Genomic DNA, 17,577 nt, shown 5'->3' on the forward strand with positions numbered 1-17,577 from the left:
TCGCCGTAAAGCGGATGGGGAAACCCCACCCGCCTGCGCGGTGGGGTAGTTCATGTAACACCGATCCCCATCCCAATACGAAAGGGAACTTGGGGATCAACTGCCTAAGTTTCGACTCTGTGGGCGCGCAAGAGCACGTTGGTTCCCAATCCCTCTTGGGCCATCCAAAAAGCGCAAATCCACCACGAAACCTCGTCTTGGCGATAAATGCCACAGGTGAGGGGATAGGATTGCAAAAGGTCAGCCATCTGCGATAAAGCTGGCACCTCAGCCGCATAATTGGCCCACACTTCGGGATCCAGATCCTCGTAAACGTAATCGGACGGGAAATATAGGTGGCTTGCTTCTAGGCCGGGCCGGTCGGTCAGGAGTAGTTGAGCGGGGTCAGAAGACTCACATCCCAAGCGATCCCCGATTTGAAACGTGAGTTGAAACAAGCGGTTAATCAGATCGAATTGTTCGGGGTTCATAATTTCAGAATTCCCAACTTGCGGGTGTGGGGTGAGCATCAGAATTGACAGGTGCGACGGCTGCGCTCCAGCTCCGGCTCGATCCAAGAGAGGGCAAAGTGGCTCACACAAGGCAACTGCGGAAAGCGGCGGGCCAGGGATCCCATCTGGATTTCCAAGCTGGGGCGTTTTCGCTGCGCTTGTCCCCATAGGCCGGCGATGGCCGGGCAGACAAAGGTTTGGGGAGAGGCCACGACCAGGATTTGCCCCACCTGCTGCACCACACAGGAGCCATCCTCGCACTTGGCATAGGCCATCGGGTGCCACTCCATGTTTGGATCAAAACGATCCCAAGGCTGGAGACGGGCGTCGAACCCTTCTCCCACCGCCTGGTTGCCCTCGGGGAAAAAGACGGCCCCGGTCGGGATCCCAAGGCTTTGGGCCGGTTGGGCAGCTTGCCGCAGGTAATCGAGGATCCCATAGCGGGCAAACTCAACGCTGAGCTGCCAGAGCTGCTCTTGCCAGCGCTCCTGTCGGAGAGCGGCGCTAGGGGTAGGGGTGGGATCCGGCGGCGCTGCTTTTGGACGGGGAGCCGCCAAATTCTCTAAATCCCTATTCCCTGAATCACCTTCTAAATCGGCATGGGTGGAATGCCAATTCTCGCCTGCTTTGCTTTGGGCCATCCCGTCCCCTAGTTCTGGAGAAAGCGGCCGCTCCCTGCTTGCGCTGGGCTTGGGATCCCCTGGCTGGCGCCAGCGGGGCTCTTCGGCATAGGTGGCATCCAGATGGAGAACATCTGCCACAGTAATATAGCCCTGGCTGAGGTAACGCTCCAGCAAGGCTCGGCCCGCCGGGTTTTCTGCCAAATCCAGGTAGGCTTGCCGGGCTGCCTCCCCATGGATCCACAGATCCTGGACGGTGGCTGCCAGGCTGGATCCCCCAGAGCCGCGGGGATAGCGAATGTAGTCGAAGAGGATCCCATCCGGCTGCCGCTGCAGGATGCGGCGGATCAGCTCGGCAAAATCCCGTCGCGCCAGAGGATGAAAGGGATCCACAAACACCTCATCCGGGCTGCCCAAATCTTCTGCAAGGGCTGTCGCTGGATCCAAGACGGTGGTGAGGCCACGGCCGTTGCGGGCCAAGACTGCCTGGCGATCTGGGAGAAGCCCGTAGCTGTAGCCGAAATTGAGGGAAAACACCCAGGCATAGGCCGATAACCCCCGCCGTCGCGCCACCTTGAGAGCCAGATCCAACAAATCGGCATTGGGCTGCAGGCTGGGCCAGATCCCGCCCGCCCCATCGGGCAGAATGGAGCGGCCATCGTAAAACGTCTCGATAAAAACGCGGTTATAGCCCAGGTTCACCACCTGGTCAAACACCTGATCCAGTACGCCTGGATTGGCATCACAGGGATGCAAGCGCACCCAAATGGCCTGAATCTGCGGCCAACGGCGGCTGCGGCAGGCAATCAAGGCAGCGCGATGTTCGGCTAAGACTTGGGTGTATTCGGCCCAAGCGGCCTCTGATTGGGTGGCCCGCTGGCGCAGTTGAGCCTTGCGCGCCACTTCCTCAGGGGGTTGCCGGCAGAAGGCATCGAGCTGAAGAGCAGACAGGGATCCTGTCTGTTCCCCGCTGCCCTGAAACCTGGGATCGGAGTCAGGAAAAAGGGAATGGCCAAACCTCGGGAATCGGGCCTGGGCAGCGATTCCGGATCCCAGCCACATCAGTGCGCCGAGCACACCTGCAAGCCATTTCCGCTGCTGCCTTGGCAACCTCAACACCCTTAACCCCACCGAGGATTGCTGTAGCCCTATCTCCCCCTAGAGACCGGCAGGCCCGAGGCAATTGTTCCCGCCCCCAGCCAATTGCATTCAACTTTGAGAGGAGAGCTGGGGCTTGGGATCCCTTGCCCTATCCGCCTCAATCTGGGCCAACTGCTGCCGGGCCGCCTGCCGCATCACCTCCACCGGCACAGGCTTGCCCCCCAGCCAGAGGGAGAGGGCCTTGGCCCCCTGGTGGATCAGCATCTCCAGGCCACTGATGGGGGTGTGGCCCAGCTCGGCAGCCATACGCAGCAGCGGCGTGGGATCCGGTACATAGATGAGATCGTAGACAACGGCGCCGGCGGGCAGAAGGTGCAGCTGCTCCCGGCTAAGGGGAGACAGCTCGGCAGGGGATCCCGGCTTGTACATGCCCACGGGGGTGGTGTTGACCACAAGGGAAGTCTTGGGCAAGTGGCGCTCCAGCTCGGCCCAGCTTAGCGTTTCCACCTGGGGCCAGGTCTGTTGCAAAGCCCGTAACTTCTCAGGGGATCGCCCGGCCACCCGTACTGGCCCCAACTCCAACTCCAAACAGCCCTGGATGGCCGCCCGCGCCGCCCCGCCACAGCCCAGGATTAGGGTGGGGATCCCTTTTTCCAAGCCCAGCAAAGGCTGAACAAAGCCGTCGATATCGGTGTTGGTGCCGCCCCAGCCTCCCTCCGGCAAGGCGAAGACCGTGTTTACTGCTCCCACCTTTGCCGCCCGCGCTTCCACCTGGCTGAGCAAAGGCAGAATCGCCTGCTTGTGGGGAATGGTGACGTTAAACCCCCGCACCCCGATGGCCGCCAGCCCGGCCACCGCCACTGCCAGGCGCTCTGCCGCCACCGGAAAGGGCACGTAGCAGTAGTCTTCTCCCATGGCCGCCAAGGCAGCGTTGTGCATCGCCGGGGATAGGCTGTGGGCCACCGGATCCCCGATCAGGCCCAGCAATTGCGTACTTCCCGAAATCCGCCTGTCCACCCCAGCTCCTAAGGGATCCCTGCCCTGTAGCTCCAATTAGTTAGACTCCGACTCCACCCGATCTAAAGTTTGCCGGTAGCGCTGCCGCCAACTGGCCAGGGATTCTTCCGAAATGTGGTCGATTAAACTGCTCATCTCGCCCAGGATCTGGTAGACGCGGTCAAAGCTTTGGCGGGTGCGCTCTTCTTGATCTGGCTGGCGCACCTGCACCAGGTACAGGCTCATCTTGATGGTTTGCAACCGGTTTTTGCCCAGATCCTCCAGCATTTCCCGAATTTGCCCGATCGCCTCCTGCCGCACCCGGCGTTGCCGCCGCCGCAACAGCCAGAACAGGATGCCGTGGATAACTCCCACCACAGTGGCGCTGATCGCCGTTGCCGTCGCCACGGAAAGAGCGCTGCGGCTGGCCACCCAGCCGCTGAGTAGGATTACGCCTATCCCCACCGCCGTCAGGATCAGCTCGATGTTGTTGAGAAACCACCTTCTTGCTGGCTTCCAGATGGCGGATTGGCTCCGACTAGAATTGAACATGGCTGTTCTTCCCACCTCCCACCTGCCTATTCTGCTGCGGCCAACCCACCGCCGGATTCTGGGGATCGGACTTACCGGCGCAGTCGCCATCCTCCGCGGCCCAGTTGACGCTTCAGACGCCGCCGCGGTTTCCGCCGGCGGATCCCCAAGGGCTGCTGAGAGCGGGATCCAGCCTCAAACCGCTCAGCCCTAGGCTCCCGCACCCCTTGGCTGAGATCCTGGCTGTGTTGCCGCAACTCCTCGAGCTGCCTGAGGCGAGTTTCCAGCTCTTGGCGTAGCTCGGCATTCTCTTTTTCTAGATGTTGCAAACGCTTCAGCAGCTCTGAGGACGCCGTCCCGCTACTGCAATCGGAAACCGGGATGGGATGGGGTGCAGTCACCACCGAAGTGTGGACATTTTTGCTGTCTCGCAGGGCTTGGGCAGCCCGTCGCACCAGGGCCACCCCCTTGGGATCGTCCTTATCTGTGAGGGTGGCCGCCCCAAATTGAAGCTGCACCGGCAGCGCTCGCCCATTCATCACAAAGGGATCCTGGATCAACCGCTGGCAGCAGCGCTCGGCGGCAATCTGGGCAGCAGCCAGAGTGCTCCCCGGCAGCACCACAATAAACTGCCCCTCGTCGTAGCAAAAGAGGTCATCCCCCTCTCGCAAGTTGTGGGCCAAGCGATCCGTAAACAGCTTGAGAAGAGCAGCCCGACCGCCGGCCTCTAGGCCTTGCCCCAGAGCACTGAGGTTGGCCAAGCGCAGCACAAACAAACTGAGGGGATCTGATTGGGCACGGGCTTGGGCCACCCGCAACGGCAAGCGAGTAACCAAATCCTGCCGATTGCCCAAAGCAACCGAGCCAGAAGGAGATGAGACTTGTTTTTGTCCAGTTTGGAGCAGATATTGCTGGCGGCGGCTCTCCACAATGCGCAGCCCTGCCCGCACCCGCGTCAGCAGCTCTGCCGCCTGAAAGGGCTTGGAGAGGAACTCATCAGCTCCGGCTTCTAACGCCCGCTCCATGCTGTCGTTGCCCTCGCGGGCGGTCATGAGGATGTAGTACACCCAAGCATATTCGGGTGATTGCCGTAGCTGCCGGCATAGATCCAGGCCATTTAGATTGGGCATGACCCAGTCGGCGATGATGAGATCTGGGATCCGGCGGCGGATTTGCTCCAGGGCAGACAAGCCATCCAAAGCATAAGAAATACTACAGCCCTGCTTACCCAAAAAGTTGGACAACATCTCTGCCACCATGTAACTGTCATCCACGATCAGCACATGGGCCCGCAAGCTGCTGGCTCCGCCTTTGCTAGCGCCCAAGCCCGCCTGAGGGCCTTCAGACGTACCAGTGGCAGCAGCGTTCTCCAAATTGGGATCCACGGGTAAGCCAAAGCCAGATGACAAGGAAATCCGGGAAAGCAAACTTTCCCGTGTTTTCCATCGTTATTCTAGACGTAGGGATTGGCAGCCACTACCTAACTTTGCCGGGTTATTTTTTTGAGATTTTTGAAGTTTCGCAGTCATTCTAAACGCGAGGAAGATGCTTCTGGGCGTTCCCCGCTACTGCTCCTCACGCCCCCAGGGGGAATCCTCCTCTGCCCCAGGGAGAGGGAAGGCAGGGTTCGCCGTGACTTCATGGCCACCCCAGGAACCTAGAAACGAATCTCGAGCGTGACTTGGGCGCGCACGGCTTGTTGTCCTCCTTCCACCGGTGTGGAAGCTGCTTCTAGGCGGGCATAGTCTGCTTGAGCAGCCAAAGGAACTGGCGGCGCTATGGAGCCCTCGCTGTGAATTTGGATGCCCTCCACAGAATGAATGCTCAGGTTCAAGGCCCTCAACACATCGCTGGCTTGACGTTGGGCATCTTCCACGGCCTGGGTCAGGGCACGGCTGCGCGCCTGCAGCAAGGTGGCCTCATCCGCTCGGAAGCTGACCGATTCCACCTGGGTGGCTCCGGCGGCCACGGCTTCATCCAGCACCTGTCCGGCTCGGGCTATGGGTACTTCAAATTGCAGGCTGTTTTGCCCCTGTACCCCGGTCAGGCGGGGTGGGCTCTGCTGGTAGTCGTATTGCGGATAGAGAGAAATGCCGGTGGTCTGCAGGGCGCTCACCTGCAGCTCTTTGAGGCGGTTCACCAGCCGCTCCGAGCGCTCGGCCACCTGCTGCTGGACCGCTTGGGCCGTCTCCCCTTGGAGCACCACCCCCAGCCGGATTACGGCAATGGAGGTTTCCACCGCAACAGACCCCTGGCCGGTTACCGTCAAAGTTCGGGATCCCTCACCGGGACTGGCCATTGCCCCGCCTCCAGCGATTGCGTTCCAACCCAACAGTGCCAGCGCCAGTACCACGCCCAGCCAGGCCACCCCCTTCAGCCTTTTCCACCCCTTGAGCCTGTCCATTGCTTCCCCCTTTCAGTCGTTAACCCCAGCCTACTCCCACCGTTCCTCTAGCTGATCTGACAAAAGCCCCAGCCACCAGTTCCCTAACCTCACCCAGCCGCTGCGTTCTTGCCCCCCCGGATTGCGTATCCGCACATAAAACACGCGTTGATACTTGGAAGTGCTGCCGGAAAAAGGCCCCAGCCGCCAATACCGCGCCTCCTGGCTCAGAATGGAGTAGCCATGCTTTGCCGCCCACCGCTGCAGCAGCTCCTGGCTGCGTCTTTGTTCCCAGACAAAAATTCCCAGGAACAGGGCAACGGCAACCACTGCCCCCAGCAGGGCCAATGCCAGCTCAGACATAGGGATAGACAGCAAGGCTACTACCCATCCTATGGGAGTTGCTCCAAGGCTGGGATCCCCGGCTGCAAAAGTTAACCTTTGCCGCCTCAGCCGCTTCCAAAAGAGCGATCTCCGCTCCTGTATGATCGAGTCAGCGTGGTCAAAACTCGATTTGTTGATTGAGTAAATTGATAAGGTCTTTTTGAGAATGGCTGCATCGAAACTGCGACAACTGCTGCACGACCTGGATGTTGAGCTGCAAAAAACCCCTGGCTTGGATGAAAAGCAGCGACAGCACATCGCCACCATTCGCCAAGAGGTGGAAGCGGTGCTGGCCGAGCTGGGATCCCCGAGTGAGAGCAAGCAAAATCAAGGGCGTAGAGATCGCATTGGGGAGGCGCTGGGCCTGTTCGAGACCTCGCATCCCAACCTCACCCTGATCCTGGAGCAAGTGATCGACACGCTGGCAGGGATGGGTTTGTAGTTTATGAGGAGGGCTCACCAGCAAGCTCCTCTGCCTGCTAGCCTTGGTAATGCGTTGAATAGCTCCTGTTTATGACCGGCACTCTCCATCCCACCTCGTTTAACATCACCCGCTCCCAACAGATTTTTGCCCGAGCAAAAGGGCTCATGCCCGGCGGGGTCAGTTCCCCGGTGCGCGCCTTCAAGTCGGTGGGCGGGGATCCCGTCGTGTTTGACCGCGTCTCAGGAGCCTACGCCTGGGATGTGGACGGCAACCAGTACATCGACTACATCGGCAGTTGGGGGCCGGCGATTGTCGGCCACGCCCATCCCGAGGTGATCGAGGCTCTGCACCGAGCTTTGGAGAAAGGCACCAGCTTTGGCGCCCCTTGCGTTTTGGAAAACGAGCTGGCCGAGCGGGTGATCGAGGCGGTGCCCAGCGTGGAGATGGTACGCTTTGTTAACTCCGGCACCGAAGCTTGCATGGCGGCGCTGCGCCTGATGCGGGCCTACACGGGGCGGGAAAAGGTGATCAAGTTCGAGGGCTGCTACCACGGCCATGCGGACATGTTTTTGGTCAAGGCCGGCTCAGGGGTGGCCACGCTGGGCCTGCCGGATTCGCCAGGGGTACCTAAGGCCGCTACCAGTGCCACGCTGACCGCCCCCTACAACGATCTAGAGGCAGTCAAGGCTCTGTTTGAGCAGCATCCCGACTCCATTGCGGGCGTGATCCTAGAGCCGGTGGTGGGCAATGCCGGCTTCATTCCGCCGCAGCCGGGCTTTTTGGAGGGTTTGCGGGAGCTGACGCAGAAGTATGGCGCCCTGCTGGTGTTTGACGAGGTGATGACCGGCTTTCGCATCAGCTACGGCGGTGTGCAGGCCAAGTTTGGTGTCATCCCCGATTTAACCACCCTGGGCAAGGTAATCGGCGGCGGCCTGCCGGTGGGGGCCTACGGCGGTCGGCGGGAGATTATGGAAATGGTGGCGCCGGCGGGGCCGATGTACCAGGCGGGCACCCTCTCCGGCAACCCCCTGGCCATGACGGCCGGGATCCACACCCTCGATATTTTGCGTCGCCCCGGTACCTATGAGTATCTGGAGCGGATTACCGAGAAGCTGGCCACGGGGCTGCTGCAGATTGCGCAAGAGACCGGGCACGAGATGTGTGGGGGCCATTTGCCCGGCATGTTCGGCTTCTTCTTCACGGCTGGCCCAGTGCGCAACTACGAGGAGGCCAAGCGCTCGGACTTGCAAAAGTTTGCCCGCTTCCACCGCGGCATGCTGGAGCGGGGGGTGTATCTGGCGCCCTCGCAATTCGAGGCCGGCTTCACTTCCTTGGCCCACACCGAAGCCGATGTGGAGAGAACCCTCGAGGCGGCGCGAGAGGTGCTGCGCACGCTCTAGGGTTTCTTCTCCCCTCTCCCCTTGGGAGAGGGGTTGGGGGTGAGGGTGATCTGCACTGGGATCATGGCCGAGCACATCCACCGCAACTGGCGCATCACCACCCAAACCACCGACAAGGGGTTCATTTTTTGCTGTCAGCGGCTACGTCAGGATGGCTCGGTGGAGTTTGCCGCCCCAGCCTACGGCTACTTCCACAATGAGGCCGAGGCAATTTTGGCCGGCATGGTCTGGATCGACCGGCAGCAACTGCCGGATCACCTGGATGGCCTGCTCTTCGACAACGAGGAGCCAGAAAGTTAGCTCAGGGCTTTTTCCCCCACCAACTGTTCCCAGCCCAAGCCTTTGAGGGCGGCGTTGCGCCGCAGTGGGCGGGTGACCAGCTCCAGCAGCGCCTGGGTGTTGCCGAAGCCGTGGATCTGGGCAAAGGTAAACTCCACCGACCACTTGGTGGTGACGCCGCGGGCTTCGAGGGGGTTGGCATGGGCCATGCCCGTGATTACCAGATCCGGCTGCAGGGCTTTGATGCGCTGCAGTTGGTTGTAGTTATCCGGCTTCTCGACAATGGTGGGCTTGGGCACCCCCATCTCCTCGCAGGTGCGCTCCAGGAGGGCCAGCTCGGCGGCCTGGTAGCGCTTGTCGAGGTAAGGGATCCCGATTTCCTGCACCGTCATACCGCAGCGCACCAGGAAGCGGGCCAGGGAGATCTCCAGCAGGTTATCCCCCATGAAGAAGACGCTCTTGCCCCGCAGCAGGCCCAGGTACTCCTGAACCTGGGGGTGACGCCACACTTCCCCTTCCCGCTCTGCCAGGCCTTGAGTCGGGATCGCCAGCTCGCCGGCGATGGCCTCGATCCAGGCGCGGGTGCCATCCGGCCCGATGGGAAAAGGAGCGGTGATGAGCTTGGCCTTTTTGCGGCGCACCAGCGTGGTGGCGGTGCGGCTGAGGAAAGGATTTACCCCCACCACATAGGTGCCCGGCTCGATGGCCGGCAGCTCCTCGTAGCGCTTGGCCGGCAGCCAGCCGGAGACGCGGATCCCGTACTTTTTCAGCTCCAGGGTGAGTTGGGTTACCACCGGATCCGGCACGGAGCCGAAGATCACCAAGGGGGGATGTTTGGGGAAGCCTTCTTCCTCTTTCTTTTTGCCGGGGCGCAGCCCGTAGAAAAGAGCCTGCAGGCCACCCCGCGTCTCCCGCTCTTCTTCCTGCACCTGCTCCGGGCAGCGCTGGGCCATAGAGGCCAAAACCGTGTCTTCCCCCTGGGTAAAGGCGTAGTCGAGGCCATTGGCCCGCGCCACCACAATCGGGATCCCGATCTCCCCTTCCAGCTTCTGGGCTAGGCCCTCTAGATCCATCTTGATGATCTCGGTGGTGCAGGTGCCGATCCAGACGATGACGCTGGGATTGCGATCCCGCTGGATTTGCAGGCACAGCCGCTTCAGCTCCTCGTAGTCGTTGAGCTTGGCGCTGATGTCCCCCTCTTCCAGCTCGGCCATGGCATAGCGCGGCTCGGCAAAGATCATCACCCCCATGGCATTTTGCAAAAAGTAGCCACAGGTTTTGGTGCCGATCACCAAAAAGAAGCTGTCTTCGATTTTGGGGTAGAGCCAAGCCACGCAACTAATCGGGCAGAAGGTGTGGTAGTTGCCGGTCTCGCATTGAAAGTGGAGGGTATTGGAAGCATCCACAGCAGCAGTCATCGTCGGCTCCTAGAAAAGGGTTTGTCAAGCTAGGGGGCGACCAATTGGGGCACGCCCACCAATTTCTCGCTCAGATCCCAGAGCAGCTTGGCCTTGGCCGCATCCCCCGCCTCGTCCGAGACTTCTTGGTTAAAGGGCTTGGCATTTTTCCGTTGCCGGTTGCCCCAGCTCCAGTAGAATCCCGACTGGCGAAACTCCGGATCCGCCACCACCTGGGCCACCCGCTCGCCGGCCAGCTCTTGGGAGACGTAGCCGCCGGTGATGTTTTTCTGAAACCAGGGGAACAGCTTTTGGAAGAGGGGATAGTGATGGCGGAAGAGGGCCGTTTCCGCCACACAGCCCGGGTAGAGGGAGAGAAACGTGATGCCGGTGCTCTCGTGGAAGCGGCGGTGCAGCTCCCGCATGGTGAGGATGTTGCAAACTTTGCTGTCTTTGTAGGCTTTGACGGGATCGAACTTGCCGCCATCGGCCATGCTGATCGGTTCCTTGAAGCCCTGGGCAAAGCCCCGCAGATCCCCCAGGTGAGGTTGGGGTGGGATCTTGCCCCCCAGCTCCTTGGGGTTGTGGGTAACCGTGCCCAGGATCACCAGCCGCCGATCCGGATAGGTGGAGCGCTTCAGATCCTCCAGCATCAGGTGGCAGAGCAGGAAGTGCCCCAGATGGTTGGTGGCCATGGTCAGCTCATAGCCCTCCGGGCTGCGCAAGGGCTGCTTAAGCAAGGGCATGTAGATGGCGGCGTTGCACACCAGGGCATCCAGAGAGCGGCCCGACTGGCGAAATTGTTCGACAAATTGCCGCACACTGGCCAAGCTGGCCAGATCGATCGGCATCAGGGTGTAGCTGGGGATCCCCACCTGCTGAGCCATCCGCTGGCCTTTGTCCAGATCCCGACAGGCCATCACCACGTGCCAGCCCTGCTTGGCCAAAGCCAAAGCCGCGTACAGGCCAACGCCCGAAGAGGCTCCAGTAATCACCACGGTGGGTTGCACTTGTGCTTGCATATCCAACTCCTCTGCCATGTCCTCAAGATGGATCTCCTGCACAATCCATCTTGGGGCGGAAAGCGGGCCAGACAACGAATTGATAAGGTTTGCGACGGTTTTCCGAAACAATTGCTTCACTTTTAGACACACCGGCAAGCTGGCAGGTTTGGGATCCCTTACACCAGCGCCGGCTCCCGTGCCGGGGCGTTGTAAAAGTCCGACAGCAGGGCAAACAGCTCCCGATCCTCAGCAGGCCGGGGCACGATCCCTTCCGGGCGGGCCAGCAGCTCGTCGGCGATGTTCAGGTAGTACTGGCAGACGGGCTCCAGGCTGGGATCCGTCTCTGCCATCTCGAAGAGGGTTTTGCCCTTGACCCGCGAAATGCGAATGTCCTCGACCAGTGGCAGCACCTCGAGTACGGGCATGGGCACTGCCGAGACGTATTGGTCGATGAGATCCCGCTTGCTGGTGCGGTTGCCGATTAGGCCGGCCAGGCGCAGCTTGCGGGTTTTGGCTTTTTCTCGCACCGAGGCGGCAATGCGATTGGCGGCAAACAGGGCGTCAAAGCCGTTGTCAGTAACGATCACACAGTAGTCGGCGTAGTTGAGGGGGGCAGCAAAGCCGCCGCACACCACGTCCCCCAGCACGTCGAAGAGGATGACGTCGTACTCGTCAAAGGCGTTCAGCTCCTTCAGGAGTTTGACGGTTTCTCCCACCACATAGCCGCCACAGCCGGCCCCTGCCGGCGGCCCTCCCGCCTCGACGCAATCTACGCCGCCGTAGCCGCGGTAGATCACATCCTCGGGGTAGATGTCTTCGTAGTGGTAGCCCTTGGCTTCCAGGGTATCGATGATGGTGGGGATGAGAAAACCAGTCAGGGTGAAGGTGCTGTCGTGCTTGGGGTCACAGCCAATTTGCAACACCTTCTTGCCCCGCCGAGCCAAGGCCACCGAGAGGTTGCAACTGGTGGTGGACTTGCCGATCCCACCCTTCCCGTAAACTGCCAACTTCACAGCACGTTCCTCCACAAGCCTGACAAGGGCCATTATCGGCAGCTAACCCACTCCCTGAGAAGTGTTGAGAAGAATTAAGGCAAGCCTAAAACAAGTTAAAGCAATTTCTTAAATCGCCAGACGGACAAATCCTCGCCCAAAAGATTCTTCGAGCCGATTTTTGGCTTTTTTCCAGCTTTTGTTTTTTGTTTTTTCGTAAAATAAGATCAAAAGCAAATCATTCATCTCTCCCTGGCTTTGACAAGCGCTGCTCCCGTCAACTCGCTGGAGACTGCCGGCGGGATCCCTTTTCCCGCTTTGAGGGAGAGTCTCAAGAATGGTCTCAATGGCCAGAGGAGACGCGGAATCCCCAACTTCAAAAGGGATCTCAGGGATCGAAGGCAAAGGCAATCTGCACGGCCCCTGTAGAATCCACCTCAACCCTGCGCAGGAATTCCCGCAGGTAGGCGCGGCGCTCGCTCTCGCTGAGGTCTTGCCAGAAGGGCAGGATGGAGAGAGTTTGGGCGATCTGGAGGAAGTTGGCAGGAGGGAGCTGTTCCAGCTTTTGGGCCAAACGGGCCGTTTCCGCCCGCAGTTGGTAGCAGCGCTGGGCCAGGGAGGGCTCATCCATCAGTCCAGATTGCTGCAGCTCCTCCAGTTGCCGCAGCCGCTCGCTGTTGGCCTGGATCTGGGCTTGGAGCTGTTGGCGGGTTTGGTCCAGGGCCTGCCGATCCAGGTTTTGGGCACGGTGGGGGAGCTGCTCGCAGACCTGGCGGATCACCTCCTGCAGGACTTGGGCGTAGTGGAGGCTGTAGCGACAGGTTTGGCAACGCAGGTAGAGGTAGGAGGAGCCGTTCCTCTTGGCCTTGCCGGGGGTGGTTTGCACGATGCGCAGAAGGCTGCCACAGGTACGGCAATGGACTAGGCCGGCCAGGGCGCGGGGGGCGCTGGCGCTGCGGCGTGGGATCCTTTGGTTGCGTTTGAGCCAGCGATCGATCTGGGCCGCTTCCGTGCGGCTGAGGAGGGCGGGGTGGGTATCGCGCAGAACGGTGCCGTCGGCATAGGCCAGATCCCCGCGATAGACCGGGTTGAGCAGCCAGTTGCGCCCCGTGGCCACCGAAATGCGCTTGTGGTGTTTTTCTTCCAAAAAGCGCACCGCTTGGCGCAGGGATCCGTAGAGAAGAAAGTGCTGGAAAAAATCCTGAACAACAGGGGCCTGGCGGCGCTCCAGCACATAGCGCTCCCCCTCGCGGCGATAGCCAAAGGGAGCCGGGCCGGGGGGAGGTTTGCCCGCCAGACGGTTGCGGGCTTGGCTGTGGCAGAGGCGGCGGCTTTGCAATTGATGGGGGATCTCGGCCAGCAGCGGGATCCAGTCGGCAGCCTCGCTGGGGGTGTGCAAGCCGGATTGGGTCGCCAGGCTCAGTTGGATCCCCGCCTGTTGGATCTGCAACAGCCGTTGGTGGACTTCCTCCGCCCGCTCCCCCAGATCCGCCAGGCGCAGCAGCAGCACCTGCTGCACCGATCCGGCGGCGATGTCCTGCAACAGCTCCTCCAGATAAGTTCGGGATCCCCAATCGTGCAGGATGGGATCGGCTCCTTGTGCCTTCAGCCAGGCCAACTCCTGCTCCGGCAAGGGGGCGTGGGCAGGTGTGTAGAGGTAGCCGTAAACGCTCATGGACAAGCAACCAAGCTGTGGTCACCGCTGCCGCGCCCGAGCGGAATCGAGCACCTGGCGAATGCTGCCCTGGGCCTGCTGCAATTGCCGACGGGCCTCCTGAACAGAGCACCCCATCAAGGTCACAAGGATCGCCGTTTTGACTTCTCCATCACAAGTCTGCAGCACTTGGGCAGCCGTGGTGGGATCCAGATCGCAAGCCAGGGCTACAATTCGCTCCGCCCGCTGTTTGAGCTTGGCGTTGCCGGCCTGCAGATCTACCATTAGGTTGCCATAGGTCTTGCCCAGGCGGATCATCACTCCGGTGGAGAGGGTGTTCAACACCAGCTTTTGGGCTGTGCCGGCTTTCATGCGGGTGGATCCGAGGATCACCTCCGGCCCCACCAAAGGGGCGATGGCAATCTCCACCTGCTCGGTCAGGGGGGAAGGACGGTTGCAGGCCAGGCCAATCGTGAGCGCCCCAATGCTTCTGGCGGCTTGGATCCCACCCAGCACATAGGGGGTACGACCGCTGGCGGCAATTCCCACAACACTATCTTGAGCTTGGAGATGGAGACTCTCCAGAGCGCGGGCAGCGGCTTCGGCGTCGTCCTCTGCGCCCTCTACCGCCTGGGTCAGAGCCCTTTCCCCCCCGGCGATCAAAGCCACCACCTGTGTGGGGGCAGTGCCGAAGGTGGGCGGGCATTCAGCCGCATCCAATACTCCCAGGCGCCCCGAAGTTCCCGCCCCAATATAGATCAGCCGCCCGCCACGCCCCATCCGCTCGGCAATGGCATCGATGGCTTGGGCGATCGGCTCTGCTTGGTCAGCCACCGCTGCCGGCACCCGCCGATCTTCGGCGTTGATCCGTCTCACCAGTTCCAAGGTGCTGAGGCGGTCAATCTCGGCTGTGGCCAGGTTGGGGCTTTCGGTCAGGGATCCCGGATCCCAGGAGAAATAGGAGGAGGGCATAGCAGCGGCTGTTCAGGTGAGAGGGATCTGTCTTCGCCGGTTCTGGGTTTTGTCCTCTTGGATTCTATCGGTGGCGAGGCGCGGGGTTGAGCCTCTTTCCCTCAGCTCAATGCTAGAGTGAACCCAGCCGAGAAACTGCACGTTCCCGGATCCCTATGCCAAAAGTGCCTGTGCTGAAGCCGGATCAGGCTTACACCTTCAGCAGCTATTTTGATCTTCCCTTTGAACCGGAAGATGTGTTGGCCGAGTTTGGCTATACCTTTACACGACGAAAGATTACCTGGCCAACTCTGGAACGACTGCCCAATGGCGCAGACTTGAGACTCAGCCTAGAGCAGCTTTTACCCTACATTAGCTTAAAAAGTGAAGCAGCTCGTCGAGAAATCCTGATTGCCCCACTTTTACTGAAGGTGGTACAGTATACCCAAGCGCAAATGCGGATCGAATATGCAATTCAAGTCAGCGAGAAGCTTAAAGGTACCCTGGACTACTATCTCTATACAGACCGCTCTTTGCTGGTTGTCGAGGCCGAAAAAGCCGACCTTACTCAAGGCTTAACCCAATTATCTGTAGAGATGATTGCCCTGGATCAGTGGCTCGGCGACGGCCAAGCTGTCCTTACGGGAGCCATCACCTCTGGGGAGCTGTGGCAATTCGCCCTGCTGGATAGACCAAACAAAGGTATCTACCTGGATCCCTATACTTACCCCTATCCCGACGAAGTAGACCGGATCTTATCGATCTGTATAGCTGCGCTGAAATCTGCGGATTTGGAGCGCAGTATTCCCTAGATTTAGATTCGACTTGAAACTTTCGGCTCAGGATCATCAGAAAATTAAACTTATGTCAGCGTTTCAACTGGTTTCTCCTTATCAACCCATGGGGGATCAACCCAAGGCGATTGCCGGCTTGGTGAAGTCAATTTCAGAGGGCCATCGCTTTCAAACCCTGCTGGGGGCCACCGGAACCGGTAAAACGTTTACCGTTGCCCACACCATCCAGCAGGTCGGCAGGCCCACCTTGGTGATGGCCCATAACAAAACGCTGGCGGCGCAACTGTGCAACGAGCTCAGGGAGCTTTTTCCTTACAACGCCGTCGAATATTTTATTAGCTATTATGACTATTATCAACCGGAAGCCTATGTGCCCAGCACCGATACTTACATCGCCAAATCTTCTTCCATCAACGATGAGATCGACATGTTGCGGCACTCCGCCACCCGCTCTTTATTTGAACGGCGAGATGTTATTGTCGTCGCTTCTGTAAGCTGCATCTACGGCTTGGGCATGCCGGAGGAATACCTGAAGGCCTCCATCCCTCTCAAAGTCGGCCAGGAGATCAACCAACGGGAGATCTTGCGGGAGCTGGCCGGCATCCAGTACGAGCGCAACGATTTGGAGCTGGGGCGGGGGCGGTTTCGCGTCAAAGGCGATGTGCTGGAAATTGTGCCGGCGTATGAAGATCGGGTGATCCGCATTGAATTTTTTGGCGATGAGATCGAGGCCATTCGCCTGATTGATCCGGTTACAGGTGAGATTTTGACCAGCCTCAGCGCCCTCAGAGTTTACCCGGCTCGCCACTTTGTGACACCAGAAGAACAGTTGGAGCGGGCAATCCTCGACATTGAGCAGGAGCTGGAGAAGCAACTGGCCCTTTTCCGCAAAGAGGGCAAGCTATTGGAAGCCCAACGGCTAGAACAGCGCACCCGCTACGACCTGGAGATGCTGCGGGAGGTGGGCTATTGCAACGGCATCGAAAACTACTCCCGGCATTTGACGGGGCGTAAGGAAGGGGAGCCGCCTGCTTGCTTGGTGGATTATTTCAAGGCCAACGATTGGCTCTTGGTGGTGGACGAATCCCACGTCACGGTGCCGCAGATCCGTGGCATGTACAACGGCGACCGTGCCCGCAAACAGGTGCTGGTGGATCACGGCTTTCGCCTGCCCAGTGCCCTCGACAATCGTCCCCTCAAAGCCGAGGAGTTTTGGGCCAAAGTCCACCAGTGCATCTTCGTTTCCGCCACGCCCGGCAACTGGGAACTGGAGCAGAGCGGAGCCCAATTTCAAACCCTGGTGGAAGATGGCAAGGCCATAAAGTTTTATCTGCCGGGCAGCGGTCGGGTTGTGGAGCAAGTCATCCGGCCCACGGGGGTGGTGGATCCTGAAGTGCATGTGCGCCCCACGGCTGGGCAAGTGGACGATTTGCTGGCAGAAATTTATCTGCGATTGGAGCGCTCCCAGCGGGGGCCTGCCGAACGGGTGATCGTGACCACTCTCACCAAACGCATGGCCGAAGATCTCACCGAATACCTTCAGGAACGCGGGATCCGGGTTCGCTATTTGCATTCCGAGATTAGCTCAATTGAGCGAATTGAAATTTTGCAAGATTTTCGCGAAGGAGCCTTTGACGTACTGGTGGGGGTTAATCTGTTGCGGGAAGGGTTAGACTTGCCGGAAGTCTCCTTGGTGGCCATTTTGGATGCGGATAAAGAGGGATTTTTGCGGGCGGAGCGATCCCTGATTCAGATGATCGGGCGAGCAGCGCGCAATGTCCGTGGCACGGTGGTGATGTACGCCGATACCCTGACCGGCAGCATGGCCCGGGCCATCGCCGAAACCCAGCGCCGCCGCGAAATTCAACTGCAATACAACCGCCAACACAACATCACCCCTAAGCCCATTGTCAAGAAAAACAGCAACGCCATCTTGTCTTTTTTGGCTATCTCCCGCAAACTCAGCGACCAAGATCTGGAAAAGGCCTTTCAAGCTACAGACGAGATCCCTCTGTCGGAGATCCCGGAGCTGATCGGCCAACTGGAACTCAAGATGAAAGCAGCCGCCAAAAACCTGGAATTTGAAGAAGCTGCGCAACTGCGAGACCAAATTAAAAAGCTGCGCCAACGCCTTTTGGGCCACCATCAGAGCACTTAAAGTCCTCACTTGGGTTGG

General features: G+C 59.8%; 18 protein-coding genes. 5 read left to right on the top strand and 13 right to left on the bottom strand.

The annotated features are described in order from the left end of the window. Positions 1–104: 104 nt before the first annotated feature. From NW826_RS10475 to NW826_RS10505, 7 genes are all read right to left on the bottom strand, one after another. Entirely contained in the window at positions 105–470 is a 366-nt protein-coding gene (locus tag NW826_RS10475) for a hypothetical protein (RefSeq protein WP_414510094.1), read from the bottom strand. A 38-nt stretch (positions 471–508) separates the two neighbouring features. After that, positions 509–2,188: a hypothetical protein gene (locus NW826_RS10480; RefSeq protein ID WP_414510095.1), complete on the bottom strand. Its 1,680-nt coding sequence runs from the start codon at positions 2,186–2,188 to the stop codon at positions 509–511. A 132-nt stretch (positions 2,189–2,320) separates the two neighbouring features. After that, entirely contained in the window at positions 2,321–3,229 is a 909-nt protein-coding gene (locus NW826_RS10485; RefSeq protein WP_414510096.1) for a shikimate dehydrogenase, read from the bottom strand. Positions 3,230–3,265: 36 nt separating this feature from the next. Further along, on the bottom strand, positions 3,266–3,760 hold the full coding sequence (locus NW826_RS10490; RefSeq protein WP_414365183.1) for a hypothetical protein: 495 nt from the start codon (positions 3,758–3,760) through the stop codon (positions 3,266–3,268). Positions 3,761–3,831: 71 nt separating this feature from the next. Continuing rightward, complete coding sequence (locus NW826_RS10495; RefSeq protein ID WP_414510097.1) at positions 3,832–5,064, bottom strand: response regulator; 1,233 nt, start codon at positions 5,062–5,064, stop codon at positions 3,832–3,834. A 332-nt stretch (positions 5,065–5,396) separates the two neighbouring features. After that, positions 5,397–6,038: an SIMPL domain-containing protein gene (locus NW826_RS10500; RefSeq protein WP_414337404.1), complete on the bottom strand. Its 642-nt coding sequence runs from the start codon at positions 6,036–6,038 to the stop codon at positions 5,397–5,399. A gap of 135 nt (positions 6,039–6,173) precedes the next feature. Then, positions 6,174–6,485 (bottom strand): hypothetical protein, encoded by a 312-nt coding sequence (locus NW826_RS10505; protein ID WP_414333673.1) that lies wholly within the window; start codon positions 6,483–6,485, stop codon positions 6,174–6,176. Positions 6,486–6,672: 187 nt separating this feature from the next. Between NW826_RS10505 and NW826_RS10510 the strand changes: the two genes are divergently transcribed. The 3 genes from NW826_RS10510 to NW826_RS10520 all read left to right on the top strand — a co-directional run bounded on the left by NW826_RS10510 (position 6,673) and on the right by NW826_RS10520 (position 8,630). Continuing rightward, positions 6,673–6,948: a DUF4404 family protein gene (locus NW826_RS10510; RefSeq protein WP_414333675.1), complete on the top strand. Its 276-nt coding sequence runs from the start codon at positions 6,673–6,675 to the stop codon at positions 6,946–6,948. Positions 6,949–7,019: 71 nt separating this feature from the next. Next, positions 7,020–8,330: a glutamate-1-semialdehyde 2,1-aminomutase gene (gene hemL / locus NW826_RS10515; protein WP_414333676.1), complete on the top strand. Its 1,311-nt coding sequence runs from the start codon at positions 7,020–7,022 to the stop codon at positions 8,328–8,330. A 63-nt stretch (positions 8,331–8,393) separates the two neighbouring features. After that, positions 8,394–8,630, top strand: a complete 237-nt coding sequence (locus NW826_RS10520) for a hypothetical protein (protein ID WP_414333678.1) — start codon at positions 8,394–8,396, stop codon at positions 8,628–8,630. On the opposite strand, the gene NW826_RS10525 is transcribed toward NW826_RS10520, so the two are convergent. The 6 genes from NW826_RS10525 to murQ form a co-directional block, all read right to left on the bottom strand. Then, positions 8,627–10,027: a ferredoxin:protochlorophyllide reductase (ATP-dependent) subunit N gene (locus NW826_RS10525; protein ID WP_414510098.1), complete on the bottom strand. Its 1,401-nt coding sequence runs from the start codon at positions 10,025–10,027 to the stop codon at positions 8,627–8,629. The two genes, NW826_RS10520 and NW826_RS10525, sit on opposite strands and share 4 nt — an antisense overlap. A gap of 29 nt (positions 10,028–10,056) precedes the next feature. Beyond that, positions 10,057–11,028, bottom strand: coding sequence for a protochlorophyllide reductase (locus NW826_RS10530; protein WP_414510106.1), 972 nt, complete (start codon positions 11,026–11,028; stop codon positions 10,057–10,059). 158 nt (positions 11,029–11,186) lie between these two features. Next, on the bottom strand, positions 11,187–12,023 hold the full coding sequence (gene bchL, locus NW826_RS10535) for a ferredoxin:protochlorophyllide reductase (ATP-dependent) iron-sulfur ATP-binding protein (protein ID WP_414333681.1): 837 nt from the start codon (positions 12,021–12,023) through the stop codon (positions 11,187–11,189). A gap of 108 nt (positions 12,024–12,131) precedes the next feature. Next, positions 12,132–12,407 (bottom strand): hypothetical protein, encoded by a 276-nt coding sequence (locus NW826_RS10540; RefSeq protein WP_414510099.1) that lies wholly within the window; start codon positions 12,405–12,407, stop codon positions 12,132–12,134. Further along, positions 12,391–13,677 (bottom strand): recombinase family protein, encoded by a 1,287-nt coding sequence (locus NW826_RS10545; RefSeq protein WP_414333683.1) that lies wholly within the window; start codon positions 13,675–13,677, stop codon positions 12,391–12,393. The genes NW826_RS10540 and NW826_RS10545 overlap by 17 nt, the downstream gene beginning before the upstream one ends. 21 nt (positions 13,678–13,698) lie before the next feature. Beyond that, entirely contained in the window at positions 13,699–14,628 is a 930-nt protein-coding gene (murQ, locus tag NW826_RS10550) for an N-acetylmuramic acid 6-phosphate etherase (protein ID WP_414333685.1), read from the bottom strand. A 155-nt stretch (positions 14,629–14,783) separates the two neighbouring features. On the opposite strand from murQ, the gene NW826_RS10555 reads away from it, so the two are divergent. Both NW826_RS10555 and uvrB read left to right on the top strand, forming a co-directional pair. Then, a complete protein-coding gene (locus tag NW826_RS10555) occupies positions 14,784–15,419 on the top strand; it encodes a hypothetical protein (protein ID WP_414510100.1) in 636 nt (211 codons plus the stop codon). Between the two features lie 52 nt (positions 15,420–15,471). Next, positions 15,472–17,559, top strand: coding sequence for an excinuclease ABC subunit UvrB (uvrB, locus tag NW826_RS10560; RefSeq protein ID WP_414510101.1), 2,088 nt, complete (start codon positions 15,472–15,474; stop codon positions 17,557–17,559). Positions 17,560–17,577 lie beyond the last annotated feature (18 nt).

Origin of the sequence: Synechococcus sp. OH20, assembly GCF_047502685.1 — a bacterium.
Classification (GTDB): domain Bacteria; phylum Cyanobacteriota; class Cyanobacteriia; order Thermostichales; family Thermostichaceae; genus Thermostichus.